The 16,095-nt window shown below is 43.9% G+C and carries 16 protein-coding genes; 6 read left to right on the plus strand and 10 right to left on the minus strand.

Going from position 1 to position 16,095, the window contains the following annotated elements; all coding sequences use genetic code 11:
• Position 1 precedes the first annotated feature (1 nt).
• From PHE37_RS08080 to PHE37_RS08120, 9 genes are all read right to left on the minus strand, one after another.
• Positions 2–2,140 (minus strand): molybdopterin cofactor-binding domain-containing protein, encoded by a 2,139-nt coding sequence (locus PHE37_RS08080; protein WP_299995348.1) that lies wholly within the window; start codon positions 2,138–2,140, stop codon positions 2–4.
• Positions 2,141–2,142: 2 nt separating this feature from the next.
• Entirely contained in the window at positions 2,143–2,598 is a 456-nt protein-coding gene (locus PHE37_RS08085; RefSeq protein WP_299995347.1) for a (2Fe-2S)-binding protein, read from the minus strand.
• Between the two features lie 180 nt (positions 2,599–2,778).
• Entirely contained in the window at positions 2,779–3,141 is a 363-nt protein-coding gene (locus PHE37_RS08090; RefSeq protein ID WP_299995345.1) for a diacylglycerol kinase, read from the minus strand.
• Entirely contained in the window at positions 3,138–4,016 is an 879-nt protein-coding gene (locus PHE37_RS08095) for a phosphatase PAP2 family protein (protein WP_299995343.1), read from the minus strand. The genes PHE37_RS08090 and PHE37_RS08095 overlap by 4 nt, the downstream gene beginning before the upstream one ends.
• A gap of 54 nt (positions 4,017–4,070) precedes the next feature.
• Positions 4,071–5,159 carry an acetate kinase gene (locus tag PHE37_RS08100; protein ID WP_299995341.1) on the minus strand — a complete coding sequence of 363 codons (1,089 nt, stop codon included), beginning with the start codon at positions 5,157–5,159 and terminating at the stop codon, positions 4,071–4,073.
• Positions 5,156–7,237, minus strand: a complete 2,082-nt coding sequence (gene pta / locus PHE37_RS08105; protein ID WP_299995340.1) for a phosphate acetyltransferase — start codon at positions 7,235–7,237, stop codon at positions 5,156–5,158. Before pta ends, PHE37_RS08100 begins: the two co-directional genes overlap by 4 nt.
• Positions 7,238–7,271: 34 nt before the next feature.
• Positions 7,272–8,909 carry a phosphoglucomutase (alpha-D-glucose-1,6-bisphosphate-dependent) gene (pgm, locus tag PHE37_RS08110; RefSeq protein WP_299995338.1) on the minus strand — a complete coding sequence of 546 codons (1,638 nt, stop codon included), beginning with the start codon at positions 8,907–8,909 and terminating at the stop codon, positions 7,272–7,274.
• 127 nt (positions 8,910–9,036) lie between these two features.
• Entirely contained in the window at positions 9,037–9,807 is a 771-nt protein-coding gene (locus tag PHE37_RS08115) for a transglutaminase-like domain-containing protein (RefSeq protein WP_299995337.1), read from the minus strand.
• Between the two features lie 69 nt (positions 9,808–9,876).
• Positions 9,877–10,176: a DUF1294 domain-containing protein gene (locus tag PHE37_RS08120; protein WP_299995336.1), complete on the minus strand. Its 300-nt coding sequence runs from the start codon at positions 10,174–10,176 to the stop codon at positions 9,877–9,879.
• Positions 10,177–10,319: 143 nt separating this feature from the next.
• On the opposite strand from PHE37_RS08120, the gene PHE37_RS08125 reads away from it, so the two are divergent.
• The 6 genes from PHE37_RS08125 to PHE37_RS08150 are packed head-to-tail and all read left to right on the plus strand — an operon-like array spanning position 10,320 to position 15,594.
• Positions 10,320–10,766 carry a cytochrome c gene (locus PHE37_RS08125; protein WP_299995334.1) on the plus strand — a complete coding sequence of 149 codons (447 nt, stop codon included), beginning with the start codon at positions 10,320–10,322 and terminating at the stop codon, positions 10,764–10,766.
• A 9-nt stretch (positions 10,767–10,775) separates the two neighbouring features.
• Positions 10,776–12,158, plus strand: a complete 1,383-nt coding sequence (locus PHE37_RS08130; RefSeq protein WP_300008396.1) for a cbb3-type cytochrome c oxidase subunit I — start codon at positions 10,776–10,778, stop codon at positions 12,156–12,158.
• Complete coding sequence (locus tag PHE37_RS08135; RefSeq protein WP_299995331.1) at positions 12,158–13,924, plus strand: VWA domain-containing protein; 1,767 nt, start codon at positions 12,158–12,160, stop codon at positions 13,922–13,924. Before PHE37_RS08130 ends, PHE37_RS08135 begins: the two co-directional genes overlap by 1 nt.
• 13 nt (positions 13,925–13,937) lie before the next feature.
• Positions 13,938–14,729, plus strand: a complete 792-nt coding sequence (locus tag PHE37_RS08140; protein WP_300008398.1) for a CbbQ/NirQ/NorQ/GpvN family protein — start codon at positions 13,938–13,940, stop codon at positions 14,727–14,729.
• On the plus strand, positions 14,722–15,321 hold the full coding sequence (locus PHE37_RS08145) for a cytochrome c oxidase subunit 3 (RefSeq protein WP_300008400.1): 600 nt from the start codon (positions 14,722–14,724) through the stop codon (positions 15,319–15,321). Before PHE37_RS08140 ends, PHE37_RS08145 begins: the two co-directional genes overlap by 8 nt.
• Before the next feature lie 9 nt (positions 15,322–15,330).
• Complete coding sequence (locus PHE37_RS08150; RefSeq protein ID WP_300008402.1) at positions 15,331–15,594, plus strand: cytochrome C oxidase subunit IV family protein; 264 nt, start codon at positions 15,331–15,333, stop codon at positions 15,592–15,594.
• Here PHE37_RS08150 and PHE37_RS08155 read toward each other — a convergent pair.
• Positions 15,589–16,002: an Rrf2 family transcriptional regulator gene (locus PHE37_RS08155; RefSeq protein WP_300008404.1), complete on the minus strand. Its 414-nt coding sequence runs from the start codon at positions 16,000–16,002 to the stop codon at positions 15,589–15,591. The genes PHE37_RS08150 and PHE37_RS08155 overlap by 6 nt on opposite strands.
• Positions 16,003–16,095 lie beyond the last annotated feature (93 nt).

Here is a 16,095-nt window from a genome sequence, read left to right on the forward strand (position 1 = left end):
CCTAACTTATTTTGATCGGCAGTGAATGGTATCGTTTTCCGGTCGCATCAAAAATGGCGTTAGCGACTGCCGGAAAGATAGGAGGAACTGCCGTCTCGCCTATACCGCCGATTTTTTCACCTGAATTGACGATACTGACTTGGATATCCGGAGCATCGGAAATTCGTGTAACCTGATAATCATAGAAATTATTTTGTACCGCTTCACCGTTTTGAATCGTAATTTCACTGTATTTTGTCGGTGCAAGACCGAAGTTGATCCCGCTGATCATCTGATTCTCAACATTGAGCGGATTAACGGCAAAGCCGCAATCGACGCTGCACCATACTTTTTCTACTTTAAAATCGTTTTTGGAAACTCTGACTTTTGCCACTTGTGCCACAATACTTCCGAATGATTTGACGAGTGCGACGCCGTAACCGACATTTTTCTCTTTTTTGCGATTTCCCCAATCGGAAATTCTTTTGACATCAACTAACAGTTTGATGCATCGCAAATCATCCAGCATACTGATTCTGTAGGCGATCGGGTCTACTCCTGCTTTATGTGCCGCTTCGTCGACAATACCTTCTACCATAGGTGCGGTTTGAGTATGTCCGACCGAACGCCACCATAGGGCAGGAATCGGAGAACTCGGTGAATGTGACTGCATGTCATGATTCATAATGCTGTAAGGATGATCGGTCAGGCCGTCCCATTGTGCCCAGTCTACGCCGTCTTTAAATAAAAATCCGAGTATCGTGTCTTTGACAACCGGTTGTCCGACGACTTTGGCTTCGAAAGCTGTGATATCTCCGAATTTATTAAGTGCCAGTCGGGCTTTATTTTTATACATAGGACGATAGTTCCCCATACGGATATCGTCCTCTCGTGTCCATAGAGTCATGATCGGCCATGGCTCATCTTTTGCGGTGTAGACTGCATCGTTGATATAGTCGGAATTAGCCGCACCACGGCGTCCGAAACCTCCGCCGAGAAAAGTATTGTGATACTCAACGGATTCCGGTTTGATCCCCAGGATATTGGCACAATCATCACGATAGGTGGTTTGCATTTGTCCTCCGGTCCACATTTTGGCACTATCACCCGTATGATGGATCGTACAGTTGAGCGGTTCCATAGGGGCATGGGCCAGAAACGGGAACTCATACTCAGCGGAGATGATAGAGTGCGCTTCTTTGAACGCTTTGTCGGTATTTCCGTCTTTACGCATTGAAGCACCCGGTTTTTTCAATAAATCACCGTATTCTTTTTGCAAGTCTGCCGTGCTGACATTGGCGAATGCACCTTTGTCCCATACAACATTGATAGAGTTTAATGCCTCTTTTGCCTGAAACCAATGGTCTGCTATGACGGCAATTCCACCGGGAATTTGTTTGATTTTGAGAATTCCGTTTCGTTTTAAGGCTTCTGATGGATCAAAACTGACGATTTTGGATCCGAAAACGGCTGGATGCAAGATTGCTGCGTATTTGAGGTTGTCCATACGTACATCGACACCGTATTCTGCTTTTCCTGTTACTTTGGCCCAGGCTTCCGAATGATGTCTTTTTGTAGGTTTTCCGATCAGCGTACACTCTTTTAAATCTTTTAATTTTGGGTTTTCAGGTACGTTCATCGTCTGGATATCCGATACCAACTCCCCATAGGTGAATTTTTCGCCTGTTTGGACGTTCATGGCATGTGCTTTAGCCGTTTTGACATTGGAGATATCTGTATTCCATCTTTGTGCGGCGGCAGTTTTTAGCATTGCATTGACTGCGGCACCGATTTTGCGCATTTCAAGATGTTTTGTACTCATGGAAGTCGAACCGGCTGTCAACATAAATGGCCCGAAGACGGAGTTATAGATCGGTTTGACCTCAGATGCTTTGAAATGGACGGCATCCCAATCCGCGTCCAGTTCATCGGCGATGGACATAGCCATGGCCGTGTAGGTTCCCTGACCCATCTCTGCCTGTCCCATTAAAAAGGTGATGGTATTATCCGGATCAATTTGGATAAATGCATTGGGCTGTAGTGCGATAATATCTTTTGAATCCTCCGATGCGCGTGCTGTAGAGGGTAAATAAAACCCTATGATAAAAGCGCTCGTAGCCAGTGTGGTGTTTTTAAGAAAAGTTCTTCGTGAGAGTCCCATGGTTAAGCTCCTGCATTTATTTTTTTAATCGCATTTTTGATACGGTTATAGGTACCGCATCGGCAAATATTGCCATTCATCTCGGCGATGATCTCTTCTTCGGTAGGGTTACTGTTGGCTTTGAGCAGCCCTGTCGCATTCATGATCTGTCCTGATTGGCAGTAGCCGCATTGTGGGACATCTTCTTCAACCCATGCTTCTTGTACTTTTTTAAGAAGGGGGTCGGTTGTATTGGCGATGGTCATGATCTCTTTGTCGCCGATCTCATCTAAAAACGTTGCACAGCTTCTTACCGCTTTTCCGCCTACCAAAACAGTACATGCCCCGCATTGTGCGACACCGCATCCATATTTGGTTCCGGTCAGGTTTAAGTGATCTCTGAGCACCCATAATAGAGGTGTTTTATCATCAACGGTGACTTCATACGTTGTGCCGTCAATTTTTAATTTAGTCGTCATGGTTATCCTTTTTCAAGCTTATCGTGAGAAAAGTATATAGAATGAAAATAGCTTAGATATAGCAATGAATTCAGAGCTTTTATCATCAAGATGTGGGGATACGCGAAAACAGCATAAGGCTGCCTGCAGCAGTAAGCTTCGTCTTTTGGACTAAGCGTTTGGACGAGAAGGAGAGAGTGACTAGACGAAAATTTTGAGTGTTGATAAAACCGCCAAGATACCTACGGCACCGGCGGACACACAGAGTATTAAGACCATACCCGCAAGCATGTCTTTCGTCCGTCCGATCTGCGGATGAAGTTCGGGATGCATATGATCAATCAGTACTTCTATCGCCGAATTGGCCATTTCAGCGGCAATTACAAGCCCCATGCATAGTATGATCAATGCCCACCACAGTGCTGATGGCTGTAACCAGATAAAAAACAGAAGAACCAAGACAGCCATGATCCAATGGCGTCGCATGTTGGCTTCTGTCCGTGTCGCAAAGAGAATTCCCTGCCAGGCAAACCCGAATTTTCGTTTTAACGGCTGATTTTTCATTGGTCACTCCTAAACTGTATATAGTGTTTTAGATTCATCCATTCATAGAGGCTAATCGCTATAATAAACCACAAACTGCCCAATAGTAAACCGGCTAAAACATCGCTGACATAATGTACACCGATAATAATCCGACTGCCTGAGAGCAGCAATACAAAACTCATCCCTGTAAAAGCAATCAAAACCTGTCCGTTCCAACCGGTTGTACGACGCCACCATAGGTAAAAGCATACGGCATAAAATGACATCGCAAGAGTCGAATGCGCACTCGGGAAAGAGGGAGAATGGATAACAAACAACGCTTCCATAGGACGTGGACGGGCAAACCCGTATTTGCCCAATGTTGCCATACTGATGCTGCCGATAAAGCTGATGAACAAGGGAAAAGCCCAATAGCGATTTCCCAAGACACTCAGCAATATAAGGGCAATCATCCATAACGGTACAATGATCGCGGGAGTTCCGAGCAAGGTGATTGTATGGAAAACAGAGACGACGGATTCGGTATGTGCCTCTACCATCGAAGCGGCGATCCAATGATCAAACTGTACGATAAAATCTTGTTCAACAACATCCTCTACAACACCTGTGAGCAACAAAGCAACGGCGAGAAAAACAGTAGCGGCTAGGGTTAAAGGGAGTCCGCTTAAGTGTTGATAGTCAAATCGTATTTTTAAGAGGTTAACAAGTCGCGGAAAAGGCAGATGAATATGTCTGAAATATCGCATGATTTTGTGTAAACGTCTCAGTATGGGTTTTGCAAATTTCCATACGAATAGCCAAAGCACTGCCCACCATGCAAGGAACCACCAGCCAATATGGGCCAATAAAAAAGTCCCTTTCGGTTGTACCCAAGCCCATAGCAACGCATCCATTTGCATTCTCCCTTGATTACACCTATTTGCTCAGGATTCTATTCAAAGAATAGGTTACTGAGTAATGATGCGCATCGTTTCCAGTGCGATTTCCAACTCCTCGTCGGTATGGGTCGCCAGAACTTTGATCTTGGAATCCGGGGTTGAAATTTCGAATGTCTTCGTACTCTCTTGTGTATTTTTGGCAGTATCGATTTCAATCCCCATATGATTGAGCCCGTGCAGAATTTTTTCACGGATCATAGCGGAGTGTTCCCCGATTCCTCCGGAGAAAATGATTCCATCCACACGTCCTAATACGGCAAAATAGCTCCCTAGATATTTTTTGGCATGATACGTGAACATATTGATCGCAAGCTGCGCTTTTTCATCACCGTGACGGGCCGCTTTGGCAACGTCTCGCATATCGCTCATGCCGCATAATCCTTTAAGCCCTGATTCTTTATTCAGCAAGGTATCGATTTCTTCGGGTCGCATTTGTGTGTGCTGTTCGAGATAAATGACAATCTCCGGATCAATATCACCGCTGCGTGTCCCCATGATAAGCCCTTCCAAAGGGGTGAACCCCATGGAAATATCGATACTTTTGCCGTTTTGGATTGCACATACGCTGTCACCGTTACCCAGATGAAAGGTGATAAGGTTCAGAGAGTGAATCGGACGTTTTAGATACTTTGCGGCAGCTTTGAGCAAGAAATGGTGCGATATGCCATGAAAACCGTAGCGGCGTATTTTATTGAGCGTGTAGAGCGTTTCAGGCAATGCGTATCGGTAGGCGTAGTCGGGAATGCTTTGATGAAACGAGGTATCAAAAACGGCAATCTGCGGGATATCGGGAAAAAGCCGCAGAACTGCTTTGATCCCGGCCAGATTGGCTCTATTGTGCAAGGGTGCGAGCGGGATAAGATCTTCGATCGCTTGGATCACCGTAGCATCAATACGGACCGGATCGGTATAGGTCTCACCTCCATGAACGACGCGGTGGCCTACGGCATCAATCGTCCCTATTTGGGAGAGAATTCCGGCAATGGTTTCATCATGATTTTCTACCCGCTCGATCAAAGCGGACTTGATGAGATTGTGAGAGTCGAACAGCGCGTATTTGACAGAAGAACTGCCGCTGTTGAGTACCAGTACTTTCATTGCAGCGCACCTGCTTGAATCGCCGTGATTGCAACGGTATTGACGATGTCTTCCACCAGGCATCCGCGGCTGAGGTCATTGATCGGTTTGTTAAGCCCTTGCAATACCGGACCGATTGCGATGGCACCGGAAGAGCGCTGGACCGCTTTATAGGTATTGTTACCCGTATTGAGATCCGGAAAAATAAAGACCGTGGCTTTGCCGGCTACATCGGAGTGGGGGAGTTTGATTGAGGCGACATGGCTGTCTATCGCTGCATCGTACTGGATCGGTCCTTCGATGAGGAGCGAGGGGTCGATTGTTTTGGCAATACGGGTAGCGGCTTTGACTTTTTCGACATCTTCACCGGTTCCGCTTTCTCCTGTGGAGTAGCTCAGCATCGCGACACGCGGTTCGATTCCGAACGCTTGAGCCGTTTTAGCAGATGAAACGGCGATTTGTGCGAGTTCATTTTCATCAGGGTTCTGATTGACCGCACAGTCTCCATAGACCAGTACCTGGGTTTCCAAACACATGAAAAAGACACTGGAAACGATGGAAATGCCGGGTGCGGTTTTTATGATCTGCAAGGCCGGACGAACCGTATCGGCGGTCGTATGGCTTGCACCGCTTACCATTCCATCTGCCAGCCCCTTATAGACGAGCATCGTTCCGAAGTAAGTGCCGTGAGACATTGCATCATGCGCCGCTTGCTGCTGCATCCCTTTATATTTTCGGATACGGTAAAGCTCGTCGGCAAAACTTTCACGCAGATCGGAGGTATTCGGATCGATTATCTGAGCATCGCTCAGGTCGAGTCCCAATACACCGGAACGATGGAGTATCTCCTCTCGATCCCCCAGTAAAATGATATTGGCAACCCCGCGGCGCAGGAGTATTTCACACGCGCGGAGGATGCGCTCATCTTCGCTTTCAGGGAGGACAATCGTTTTTTTATTGTTTCTGGCTTTTTCAAAAAGGGTGTATTGAAACATTGCCGGTGTCATGGAGTGTTGCGTCGGCGCATTGAGTTTGCTCAAAAGTGATTCTGCATCGATATGATCAAAAAACAGACCCATCGCCAGTGCGATTTTCGGGCTGGAATCGGGTGAGATTTTCACCTTGATCTCGTTGATTTTGACGACGCTTTGATAGGTGTCCCATGCGGTGGACAATATCGGAAGGGTAAAAGAATCGAGCCCCTTGAGAAGTTTTTCAATCGAGCCGGAGAGTTTCAGATTCCCTGTGAGAATGATTCCTGCGACATTGGGTATATTTTTGGAGTAAAGCCCTAATATCGTTGCTGTGATAATGTCGGAACGATCGGAGGGAACGACGATCAGAGCTTTTTCGCTAAGGCGTTCGAGATAATGTTCACTGCTCATCGCCGCGATAAGTTTGGTTGTTACGATACGGTTTAGATCTTCTTTTTTCCCGAAAAGAAGCTCACACTCCAGATAGTCGTGAATATCTTTGATCGTGATGCAATCGAGCTCATCGACTTCGGGCATAAAATACAGATCAGGGAGATGGTGCGAGTTGTTTTGAAGGTAATCAATCTCATTGGGCGCTATACGGTTGATCACATTCATAAAACATCGGACTTCATGCTCTTTTAGCGTTTCGAAATCAATCGTAATCTCGTTGAGAATTTCCTGGGCATTTTTGTTTGTTGCATTGACGATCAAAATGAAATCCGAATCAAGATTTTTGGACAATTCTACATTGAACTCGAATCCCAATCCGAACGGAAGAATCGCAGGATCGATCCCCTCGATCAATACAAATTCGTTTTTGCTTTTTAGATGTTCCAGATTGGCAATGATGAGTTCTATGGCATCAGATTGTTTCCCTTCCGCCAAGAGAGATTCAAAGTGATTTTTTTTGATACCGAAACTCTCTTCATACGTCTGTTCCAGAGAAAAATGCTCAATCATAAACCGTATATCATGATTGAGCAGGGGTGCATCTTCGACTACCGGTCTGTAAAATGCCACTTTATCGATTTTCGATTTTAGTAGCTGCATCAGTCCCATCGTAATGATAATACTCCCGGCATTATTTTGGCTGGAGGAGACAAAAAGAGTGTTGATGTTCATAGATACCCTTTCAAAATCCCGAAGGAATATTCAGTTAAAACAGTTTTGCTACCATGGACTGTGCTTCATTGAGGATCGTATTTAAATGATCCTGGCCGATGAAGCTTTCTGCATAGATTTTATAGATAGGCTCAGTCCCGGAAGGACGGAGGGCAAACCATCCGTTATGAGTGACAACCTTGAGCCCGCCGATGGAAGCGCCGTTGCCCGGAGCTTTGGTCAGAATCATCTCGATCGGTTCACCGGCAAGATAGCTTTCTTTTACATCTTCGGGAGAAAGTTTTTTCAAGATGGCGCGCTGCGCGGCATCCGCAGGTGCATCGATCCGCGAATAGATCGGATTTCCGAACTTTTGCGTCAACTCTTGGTAATGTTCACCGGGGTCGCGTTTGGTAACGGCAAGAATTTCTGCTGCGAGGAGGGCAAGGATGATCCCGTCTTTATCGGTACTCCAGACCCTTCCGTCTTTACGTAAAAAGCTAGCACCCGCGCTCTCTTCTCCTCCGAAAAAGATTTTTCCTTCGGTGAGTCCATCGACAAACCACTTAAATCCGACCGGAACTTCGATCACCTTTTTATCCAATGCGCCGGCAACCCGATCGATCATCGAACTGCTGACCAATGTTTTCCCGATCCCTAAATCTTTTTTCCACTCCGGACGATGCGTAGCCAGATAGTTGATCGCGACACTGAGATAGTGGTTCGGGTTCATCAACCCCATGCTTTTGGTGACGATCCCGTGGCGGTCAAAATCGGTGTCATTTCCGAATGCGATATCAAAATCCTCTTTCATCGCGACCAGACCCGCCATGGCATACGGGGACGAACAGTCCATACGCACTTTTCCGTCTTTATCACAATGCATAAATGAGAATGTAGAGTCGAGCGTGTTGTTGAAGACTTGCATATTCAGTCCGTAGCGCTCTTTAATCGCGGTGTAATAGGCCATTCCTGACCCTCCCATCGCATCGGCCCCGATGTGGATTCCGGATTTGGCGATCGCTTCCATATCAACGACATTTTGAAGGTCTTCGACGTAAGGAGTCATATAGTCGTATTCGACGATATTGTCAGCATTCAATGCCTCATCCAGAGGATATTTTTTGACGTCCGCCATTGCGTTTTCCATAATGGCGTTAGCGCGTGATTCGATCCAATCGGTAACATCACTGTCCGCCGGACCCCCATGCGGAGGATTGTATTTGAATCCGCCGTCCGTCGGAGGATTGTGCGAGGGTGTGATAACAATCCCGTCACACAGCGGCGCTCCCACTTGAGTATTATGGGTCAAAATAGCATGGGAAATGACCGGTGTCGGTGTATAGCCTCCTGCTTGGGCAATTCGAACCTGTACTCCGTTGGCACTCAGAACCTGCAATGCACTCATCTGTGCGGGGTAGGAGAGAGGATGGGTATCCATCCCCATAAATAAAATTCCTCGGATCCCTGCGTGTTCGCGATAATCACACACCGCTTGAGTGACCGCCAAAATATGCATTTCATTGAAACTGTTCAACAATGACGACCCGCGATGCCCGGAAGTTCCGAAACTGATTCTTTCCTCTTTGTCATGGACATTGGGCTTTTGCATGTAGTACTCGGTGATTAAACGGGGAACATTTACCAGTTCCGATTTAGGGACTTGTTTTCCGGCATTGGGATGGATGCTCATAAACTGCCTTTGGTGTTGATATTGGTATATTCTAACATTATTTTATGACATCTTAGAGAATTGGTATTGTAATAAGGGGGTGACTGGTAACGAATTTAGTAGAGAATAGGGCAGTTATCAAATTTTTTTATCCCATTCTAAAACTGACTTCTCTTCTGTCCACCTCTTTATCGTTTTTAATATCATAAATACCCTCAAAACTATAGGGAAACTGACCATTGAACTCGCCGATGCGGCTACCATCGACTGTTGTTTCGGCATAGTAGTAATCTTTGCCATTGATACGAAGTCTGGCATTGAGAAAGGGAATTTCGGATGTATCGTCAATATGAACAACGACAAAGACATGATGGCGGACGTAAACAAATCGATAATCGATCCCTCTTTCATTGAGCAATGATGCAAAGAGATTTGTTTTATCATCACAATCACCCCAGTTGGTTCGAATGACTTCCAGTGCATTGCGGCTGGTATAGTCCGTTCTGTAAGGGATATGGGTGACATAATCAAACAGTTTTTGAGCTTCGCATCCATCATTGCCATTGCATCCTTGTGTGAGTCTGTCGGCTAATGCAGTGAGCTCACCTTTATGGGCCAGATTGGTTTTTATCACCATTCCATTGAGTTCAATACTCCCTTTGTCAAAGGGAGTGACAATGTCATTTGAATGTTTAGGAACATATGGGCGAAGATCGCGCGTTTCAATAAACGTGATTTGCATCCCTGTATAGACAAAAAGAACCACAACGCTTCCAACGATTAAAAGGTTTATAAAACTGGCTTTGGATTTAACGGAAGCAGATTGAGCAGAATGCAAAGCGGCTGAACGGATGATCTCACGATAGAGGAATAGACCAAATAGCGTCAAAATGATGATCTTTATTCCGAGATTTTCCATGTCAGTTTATCCGAAAATGTTTATTTGATCGAAGGAGCCATATTTCAAGGCAGTTAGTGATTCCGGTTGCTATTGTATCCATAAGTGTTTGGCGCTCTGGAGCAGTATAGGAGAAAAATACCAAAGTGCTTCAAAAATAACGAACTGACTAAGTAAAATAACCCAAATTCGATATTGGAATTTACGTGTTTTATGACGAAACAGTTTTTGAGCGAAGAGGGCGCCTACGCTTCCTCCTGCTATTGCCAAGGCAAGGAGGGTTTTTTCACTGATGCGATTGCGATTTAAACGTGCAAGTAATTTATCAAAACCGAATATACCGAACGTAACAAGATTGAGAAGAAGAAATAAGAATAAAAATGGTTTCATGGTTGTTATTTTAACACGAAGTTATGACTTGATGAATTAACTTGAATTCCGGGGTATTTAATTACTATCTAAAGGTAGAATTAAATATATTCAGCTACTATTTCAATTACTACATATAGGTAGAATAAATGATGGGGGTTAAAATGACTGAACGTATTACTAAGAATATGGCCAGAAATATTTACTTTGGCGGAGGTCTTTTTGCCATTTTGGTATTTACAGGACTTACCTTTGATACCGTTAAGCAAGTTCCAAAATTAAGTCATGATGACAAAATTACGGAATCCGTGGCTCTTGGAAAAAGAGTATGGGAAAATAATAACTGCGTCGGTTGCCATACGATTATGGGAGAAGGTGCCTATTACGCACCAGAACTTGGAAACGCCTTTCAACGTTTAGGCGGAGGAGATGAAGAAGCATTTAAGACGTATCTCGCAGGATGGATGGCAGCACAGCCTATGGATACACCTAATAGAAGAAAAATGCCGCAGTTTCATTTAACACCGGAACAAGTGACTAACCTCGCAGACTTTTTGATTTGGACATCACGTGTCAACAATCAAGAGTGGCCGCCAAACATTAAAGGATAAGGAGAGCCTATGAAATATTCGTCTCAAATGGTCGCAAAACCATATTTTATTTTTGCACTCATTCTTCTCGCCGGAGAGATTGTTTTTGGTCTTAGTATGGGGGTTCAGTATCTTTATGGTGACTTTTTATTCCCAGCGATTCCGTTCAATGTGCTACGTATGGTTCATACGAACTTGCTGATCGTTCTTTTGTTGTTTGGATTTATGGGTGCGACGTATTACCTGATTCCGGAAGAGAGTGAACGAGAGTTGTGGAGCCCGATGTTGGCAAAAATCACGTTTTGGGTTTTTGCCGCGGCAGGTGTAGCTACAATTTTGGGTTATTTGTTGGTTCCGTATGCAACATTGTCAGACTCACTGGCAAACAGCTTTTGGCCGACTATGGGGCGTGAATTTTTGGAACAGCCGACGCTTACGAAAGTAGGTATTGTCGTTGTCGTACTATCGTATATTTTAAATGTGACGATGACGGTAATCAAAGGGCGTAAAACGACAATCTCGGTTATTTTATTGACGGGTCTTTTTGGATTGGCATTTTTCTTTTTGTTTGCCTTTTACGTACCGACAAATCTTGCAATGGATAAATTCTTCTGGTGGTTTGTAGTCCACTTGTGGGTAGAAGGGACATGGGAACTTATCTTGGGTGCTCTTTTGGCGTTTGTCCTAATTAAAACGACCGGTGTTGACCGCGAGCACATTGATAAATGGCTCTATTTGATTATTGCGATGACGCTTATCTCAGGTCTTGCAGGAACCGGGCACCACTTTTTCTATATCGGTACTCCTGGGTATTGGTTATGGATCGGATCAATCGCTTCTGCGGCAGAGCCTATTCCATTTTTTCTGATGATCCTATTCGCCTACAATATGGCTAAAAACCGTCGTATTCAGCATGACAACAAAATTGCTTTGACGTGGGCAAAAGGAACTGCCGTAATGGGATTTTTGGGAGCCGGAGTCTGGGGCTTTTTACACACACTCGCACCGGTAAATTTTTATACACACGGTACACAATTGACCGCAGCACACGGGCATCTCGCCTTTTTCGGTGCGTACGTCATGATCTGTTTCACGATGATCTCGTATGCCATGCCGATCCTTAGAGGACGGCCGCATGGAAACGGACCGAAATCGCAAAAAGTGGAGCTAATCAGTTTTTGGATGATGGTTATCGGTATGATCGGTCTGACGTTGGCATTAACGGCAGCGGGTATTATGCAAATCGAGATGCAACGTCTTCCCGATGCAGCTCATGCAATGGGTTTTATGGAAACACAAGCGGCGATTTCCAGTGTTTACGCGGTTCGTTTAGGATTTGGTGTAATGGTTCTCTTGGGACTATTGACCTATTTCTACAGTTTCTTTGTTAAAGAAGAGAAAGTAAGCGCATAATGGATGAAAAAGTCGGTAAGTTTTGGGATCACTATGTCACCAAAAAAGCATCTCGTCTTTTTAAAGATGAAGCGGTTCTTTTTGAGAACAACGCCAAAACGTTAAAAATCTTTTATCACCTCTTAGGAGGTGAAAAAGGAAAAGAACTTCATATTACCGACAAAAGATTCATTAACACTTCAAGAACACTGCTTGAAAAAATGTCAGGAACCGGTAAAACTTTTTTTCTTGCCTGGCAAGATGGAAAAGGGCTTTACCTTCCTGCCGCTTTGGCCTATTTTCCTTCGAAAGCACACAATGAGATGCACTATTATTGGTTAATCGCCATGTTGACAAAGGTAAATATCAAAAGTCAAAACATTGAGCATGAGAATACCATTGTGATTAATGATCTCATCAAAAAATACGCCGGGTTTCATGAATTTTATACGTATGCACAAAACTATTTAAGCAATCAGTATCCTGAATTATCTACGAATGAACCTTCACGCGAAGGCTCATCAGCGGATAATTATCCAAACCCTTTATGGATTTATCCCTCCCTGTCTTCCTCCAACAAGTTACTTGATACCAATGATGATGAAGAAATCCTAAGACAAAACGACGAACAGCGCAAGAGTGAAACGTTGCAGATGAAGAAAAAAAGCGAACAGATTGATGATAAAAAAGAGACCGATGGATTACTCCTCTTTTTGCCTGAATCGATTTTGAGTTTTATGGAACAAGTTCGGGTTGATCGGCAGGAGAATGACAGTTTTGATGAAGATGCCCTCTACAATGCAGAAGATTTAGACGAGATTACACTGGGACAAAAAGATGCCAACCTCTCGGCACGAATCAAAATGGATTTGGATATATCCGCGAACAGTATTGAAGAATATCCGCTTGGGAAAGGGCATTTTATCGATGAATGGGATTATAAAAAAGAGAGCTATCTCAAAAACTATGTGTGTATAAAACCTTTTATTTCGCTCCATACGGAGCCTATCGGATTACCGAAACGGCTACAAAAAATGATGCGGCGTATCCAAAGCGAACTTGATTTGATGGAACTGGATCGTATCAAACGGGATAATTTGCCGTATGGAGATGAGATCAATATCGATACATGGATCGACTACAAAGGTCATCAAAACCGCTCTAACCACCCCCAGCGATTTTTCCAAACGTTTGAACGAAAAACCAGAGATATGTCTACGCTGATTTTGGCGGATGTTTCCCTCTCAACGGAGGCAGGAATAACGCAAGAACTACGTGTGATAGATATGATCCAAGATTCTCTGATGGTGTTTGCCGAATCCCTTCATCGGTTGCAAGACCGGTTTGCGATTTATACGTTTTCATCGATCAAAAACACCAAAGTCAATTTTCATATCATCAAAAATTTCAAAGAAAAATACTCTGATGCGGTTCGTGGGCGGATTCATGCCATTAAGCCGGGATATTACACAAGGCTCGGTGCGGGAATACGGGAGAGTGCTAAGATTTTAGAGAAACAGCAGAGTCAAAACAAACTCCTGCTGATCCTCAGTGACGGAAAACCCAATGATGTGGATCGCTATGATGGAAGGTACGGTATCGAAGATACTAAAAAAGCGATTGAAGAGGTGAAACAAAAAGGGATTACCCCATTTTGCATCACGATCGACATCGATGCCAAAGAGTATCTTCCCTATCTGTTCGGAAGAAACTCGTATGCCGTTATCCGTGATGCCAAAAAACTCCCCAAAGTTTTACCCGAAATCTATATGAATTTGACCAAATAGGAGAAATAACACTATGTCCAAAATGTACTACTTGCCCCAAGGCAACGAAGTTGAGCTTTTTAAGGCCGCTGCAGGAATGAATCTTCCCATTTTAATCAAAGGTCCGACCGGATGCGGTAAAACGCGGTTTATCGAAGCGATGGGCGAAGAGTTGGATCGCGCGGTCTATACCGTAGTGTGTCATGATGATCTCAGTGCAGCGGATTTGGTAGGGCGACATCTAATCGATGAGAATGGAACCTACTGGCAAGACGGACCGTTGACAAAGGCAGTGCGCAACGGAGGGATCTGCTATCTGGACGAGATCATAGAGGCTCGAAAAGATACGACGGTCATTCTCCATTCATTGGCGGATTACCGTCGTGTGCTGCCGATTGACCGAACGGGGGAGGTAATCGAAGCTCATCCGGATTTTATGCTCGTCGTATCCTATAACCCCGGGTATCAAAATGTGTTAAAAGGGATGAAACCCAGTACGAAACAGCGGTTTATCTCACTCAGTTTTGATTATCCGAAAGCGGAGATTGAAACAAAAGTCATTCTCCAAGAGAGCGGTATTGATCCCGAAATAGCTGAAAAACTGGTCGCCATAGCCGGTGAAATCCGTCAGCTGAGCGACAGCGACATCCAAGAAGCGGTATCGACACGATTGCTCATCTATGCCGCAAAATTGATTGCAAAAGGGTTTGACCCCTATCAAGCGTGTATCCACTCCATTGTAGAATCTCTCAGCGATGAAGAGGATGTTTTAGAAGTGCTTGAGAAACTTATTTCGCTGCATTTTAAAAAAAGTTTGCATGTCTAAAGCTCTAACCTTAAAACGTTCCTATCTGCCTGGAGATTTTGCCATTTGGATCGTTATCTATGTCGAACTGTTGACGTTTGGACTGTTCTTTGTCGGATATGCTTTTTCACGAAGGCTTAATGTTCAAATGTTTAATGATTCACAGCTATTTTTGAATAAAACAGCGGGATTTATCGATACCCTTATTTTAATCACCAGCAGTTATTTTATTGTAAAAGCGATTCAACGTATTAAAAACTCGAAAGAAAATGATATCCATATTTCCTCCGATGTCGCTTCTAAATGGCTGTTAGCCACAATGGTATTCGGGGGAATTTTTTTGATCAATAAACTCTTGGAATTTTCCGCTATATTTTCCCAAGGGTTTAGCCTGAGTACCAATACGTTTTTTATGTTTTATCTTCTTCTTACGATGTTTCATTTCATGCATGTGCTTTTGGGAACCATCATTATCTTTACGATTCGCCAAAAAGTAAAAATCTTAGGATACAGTTCGACCGATTATACGGGTATGGAAACAGGAGCCGTGTATTGGCATTTGGTTGATTTGCTATGGATTGTCCTCTTCGCCCTCATCTATATCATGCGATAAAGGTTACCTATGAAAAAGACATTTGAAGTCGTTTTGTCGGTTCTGATATTGCTGTCAATTTTTGCTTATTTAGTGGGATATCTAAAACTAGTGAGTTCATCTCTTGTGGCTGTTTTACTCGTGAGTACGTTCTTAAAAGGACAATTGGTGATTGACTATTTTATGGGGCTAAAAGAGGTTAAGTTTAAATATAGAATTATTCCTACGCTTTGGCTCAGTGTTGTATTGTCTTTGGTTGCTGTAGCTTATTATTTGCCACTTGGTAAATTATAATTTTGTCTCTTTATTGTTGATAAGAGAGGCTAGGGTAGTCGTTGTCAACATAGTTTCAATAAGCTCTTTTGGCCGTGACCACTGATCGTGTAAAGCGCAGGGATTGGACGCGTCACATTTTTCAAATCCCAAAATACAGTGCTCCGACTCAAGCGGTTCCCCGATCGCTTCGAGAATATCGCATAAACGGATGGAATCGGCGCTTTTGGCAAGAGTTAATCCCCCCTCACGGCCGCGTGAAGCGCTGACCAGTCCTTTTTTTACCAGTTCGGTCATCATCTTTGTGAGATATTTATAGGGTAGGTTAAGCTCTTGATGCAAAACATTAACCGAGTGGGACGTGTCTGAGTAACGGTGTAGATACGATAACACTCGGATAGCGTATTCGGTAGTTTTTGAAAAATGCATCACTGTTCCTTAAATTTTTAAAACACTATTTTATTAGATTTTTCCTTAGTATAGTGTATTTGTCTACTTTGTGGTAGTATTATAGTGATTATT

This window comes from Sulfuricurvum sp., from assembly GCF_028681615.1.
Classification (GTDB): Bacteria; Campylobacterota; Campylobacteria; order Campylobacterales; family Sulfurimonadaceae; genus Sulfuricurvum.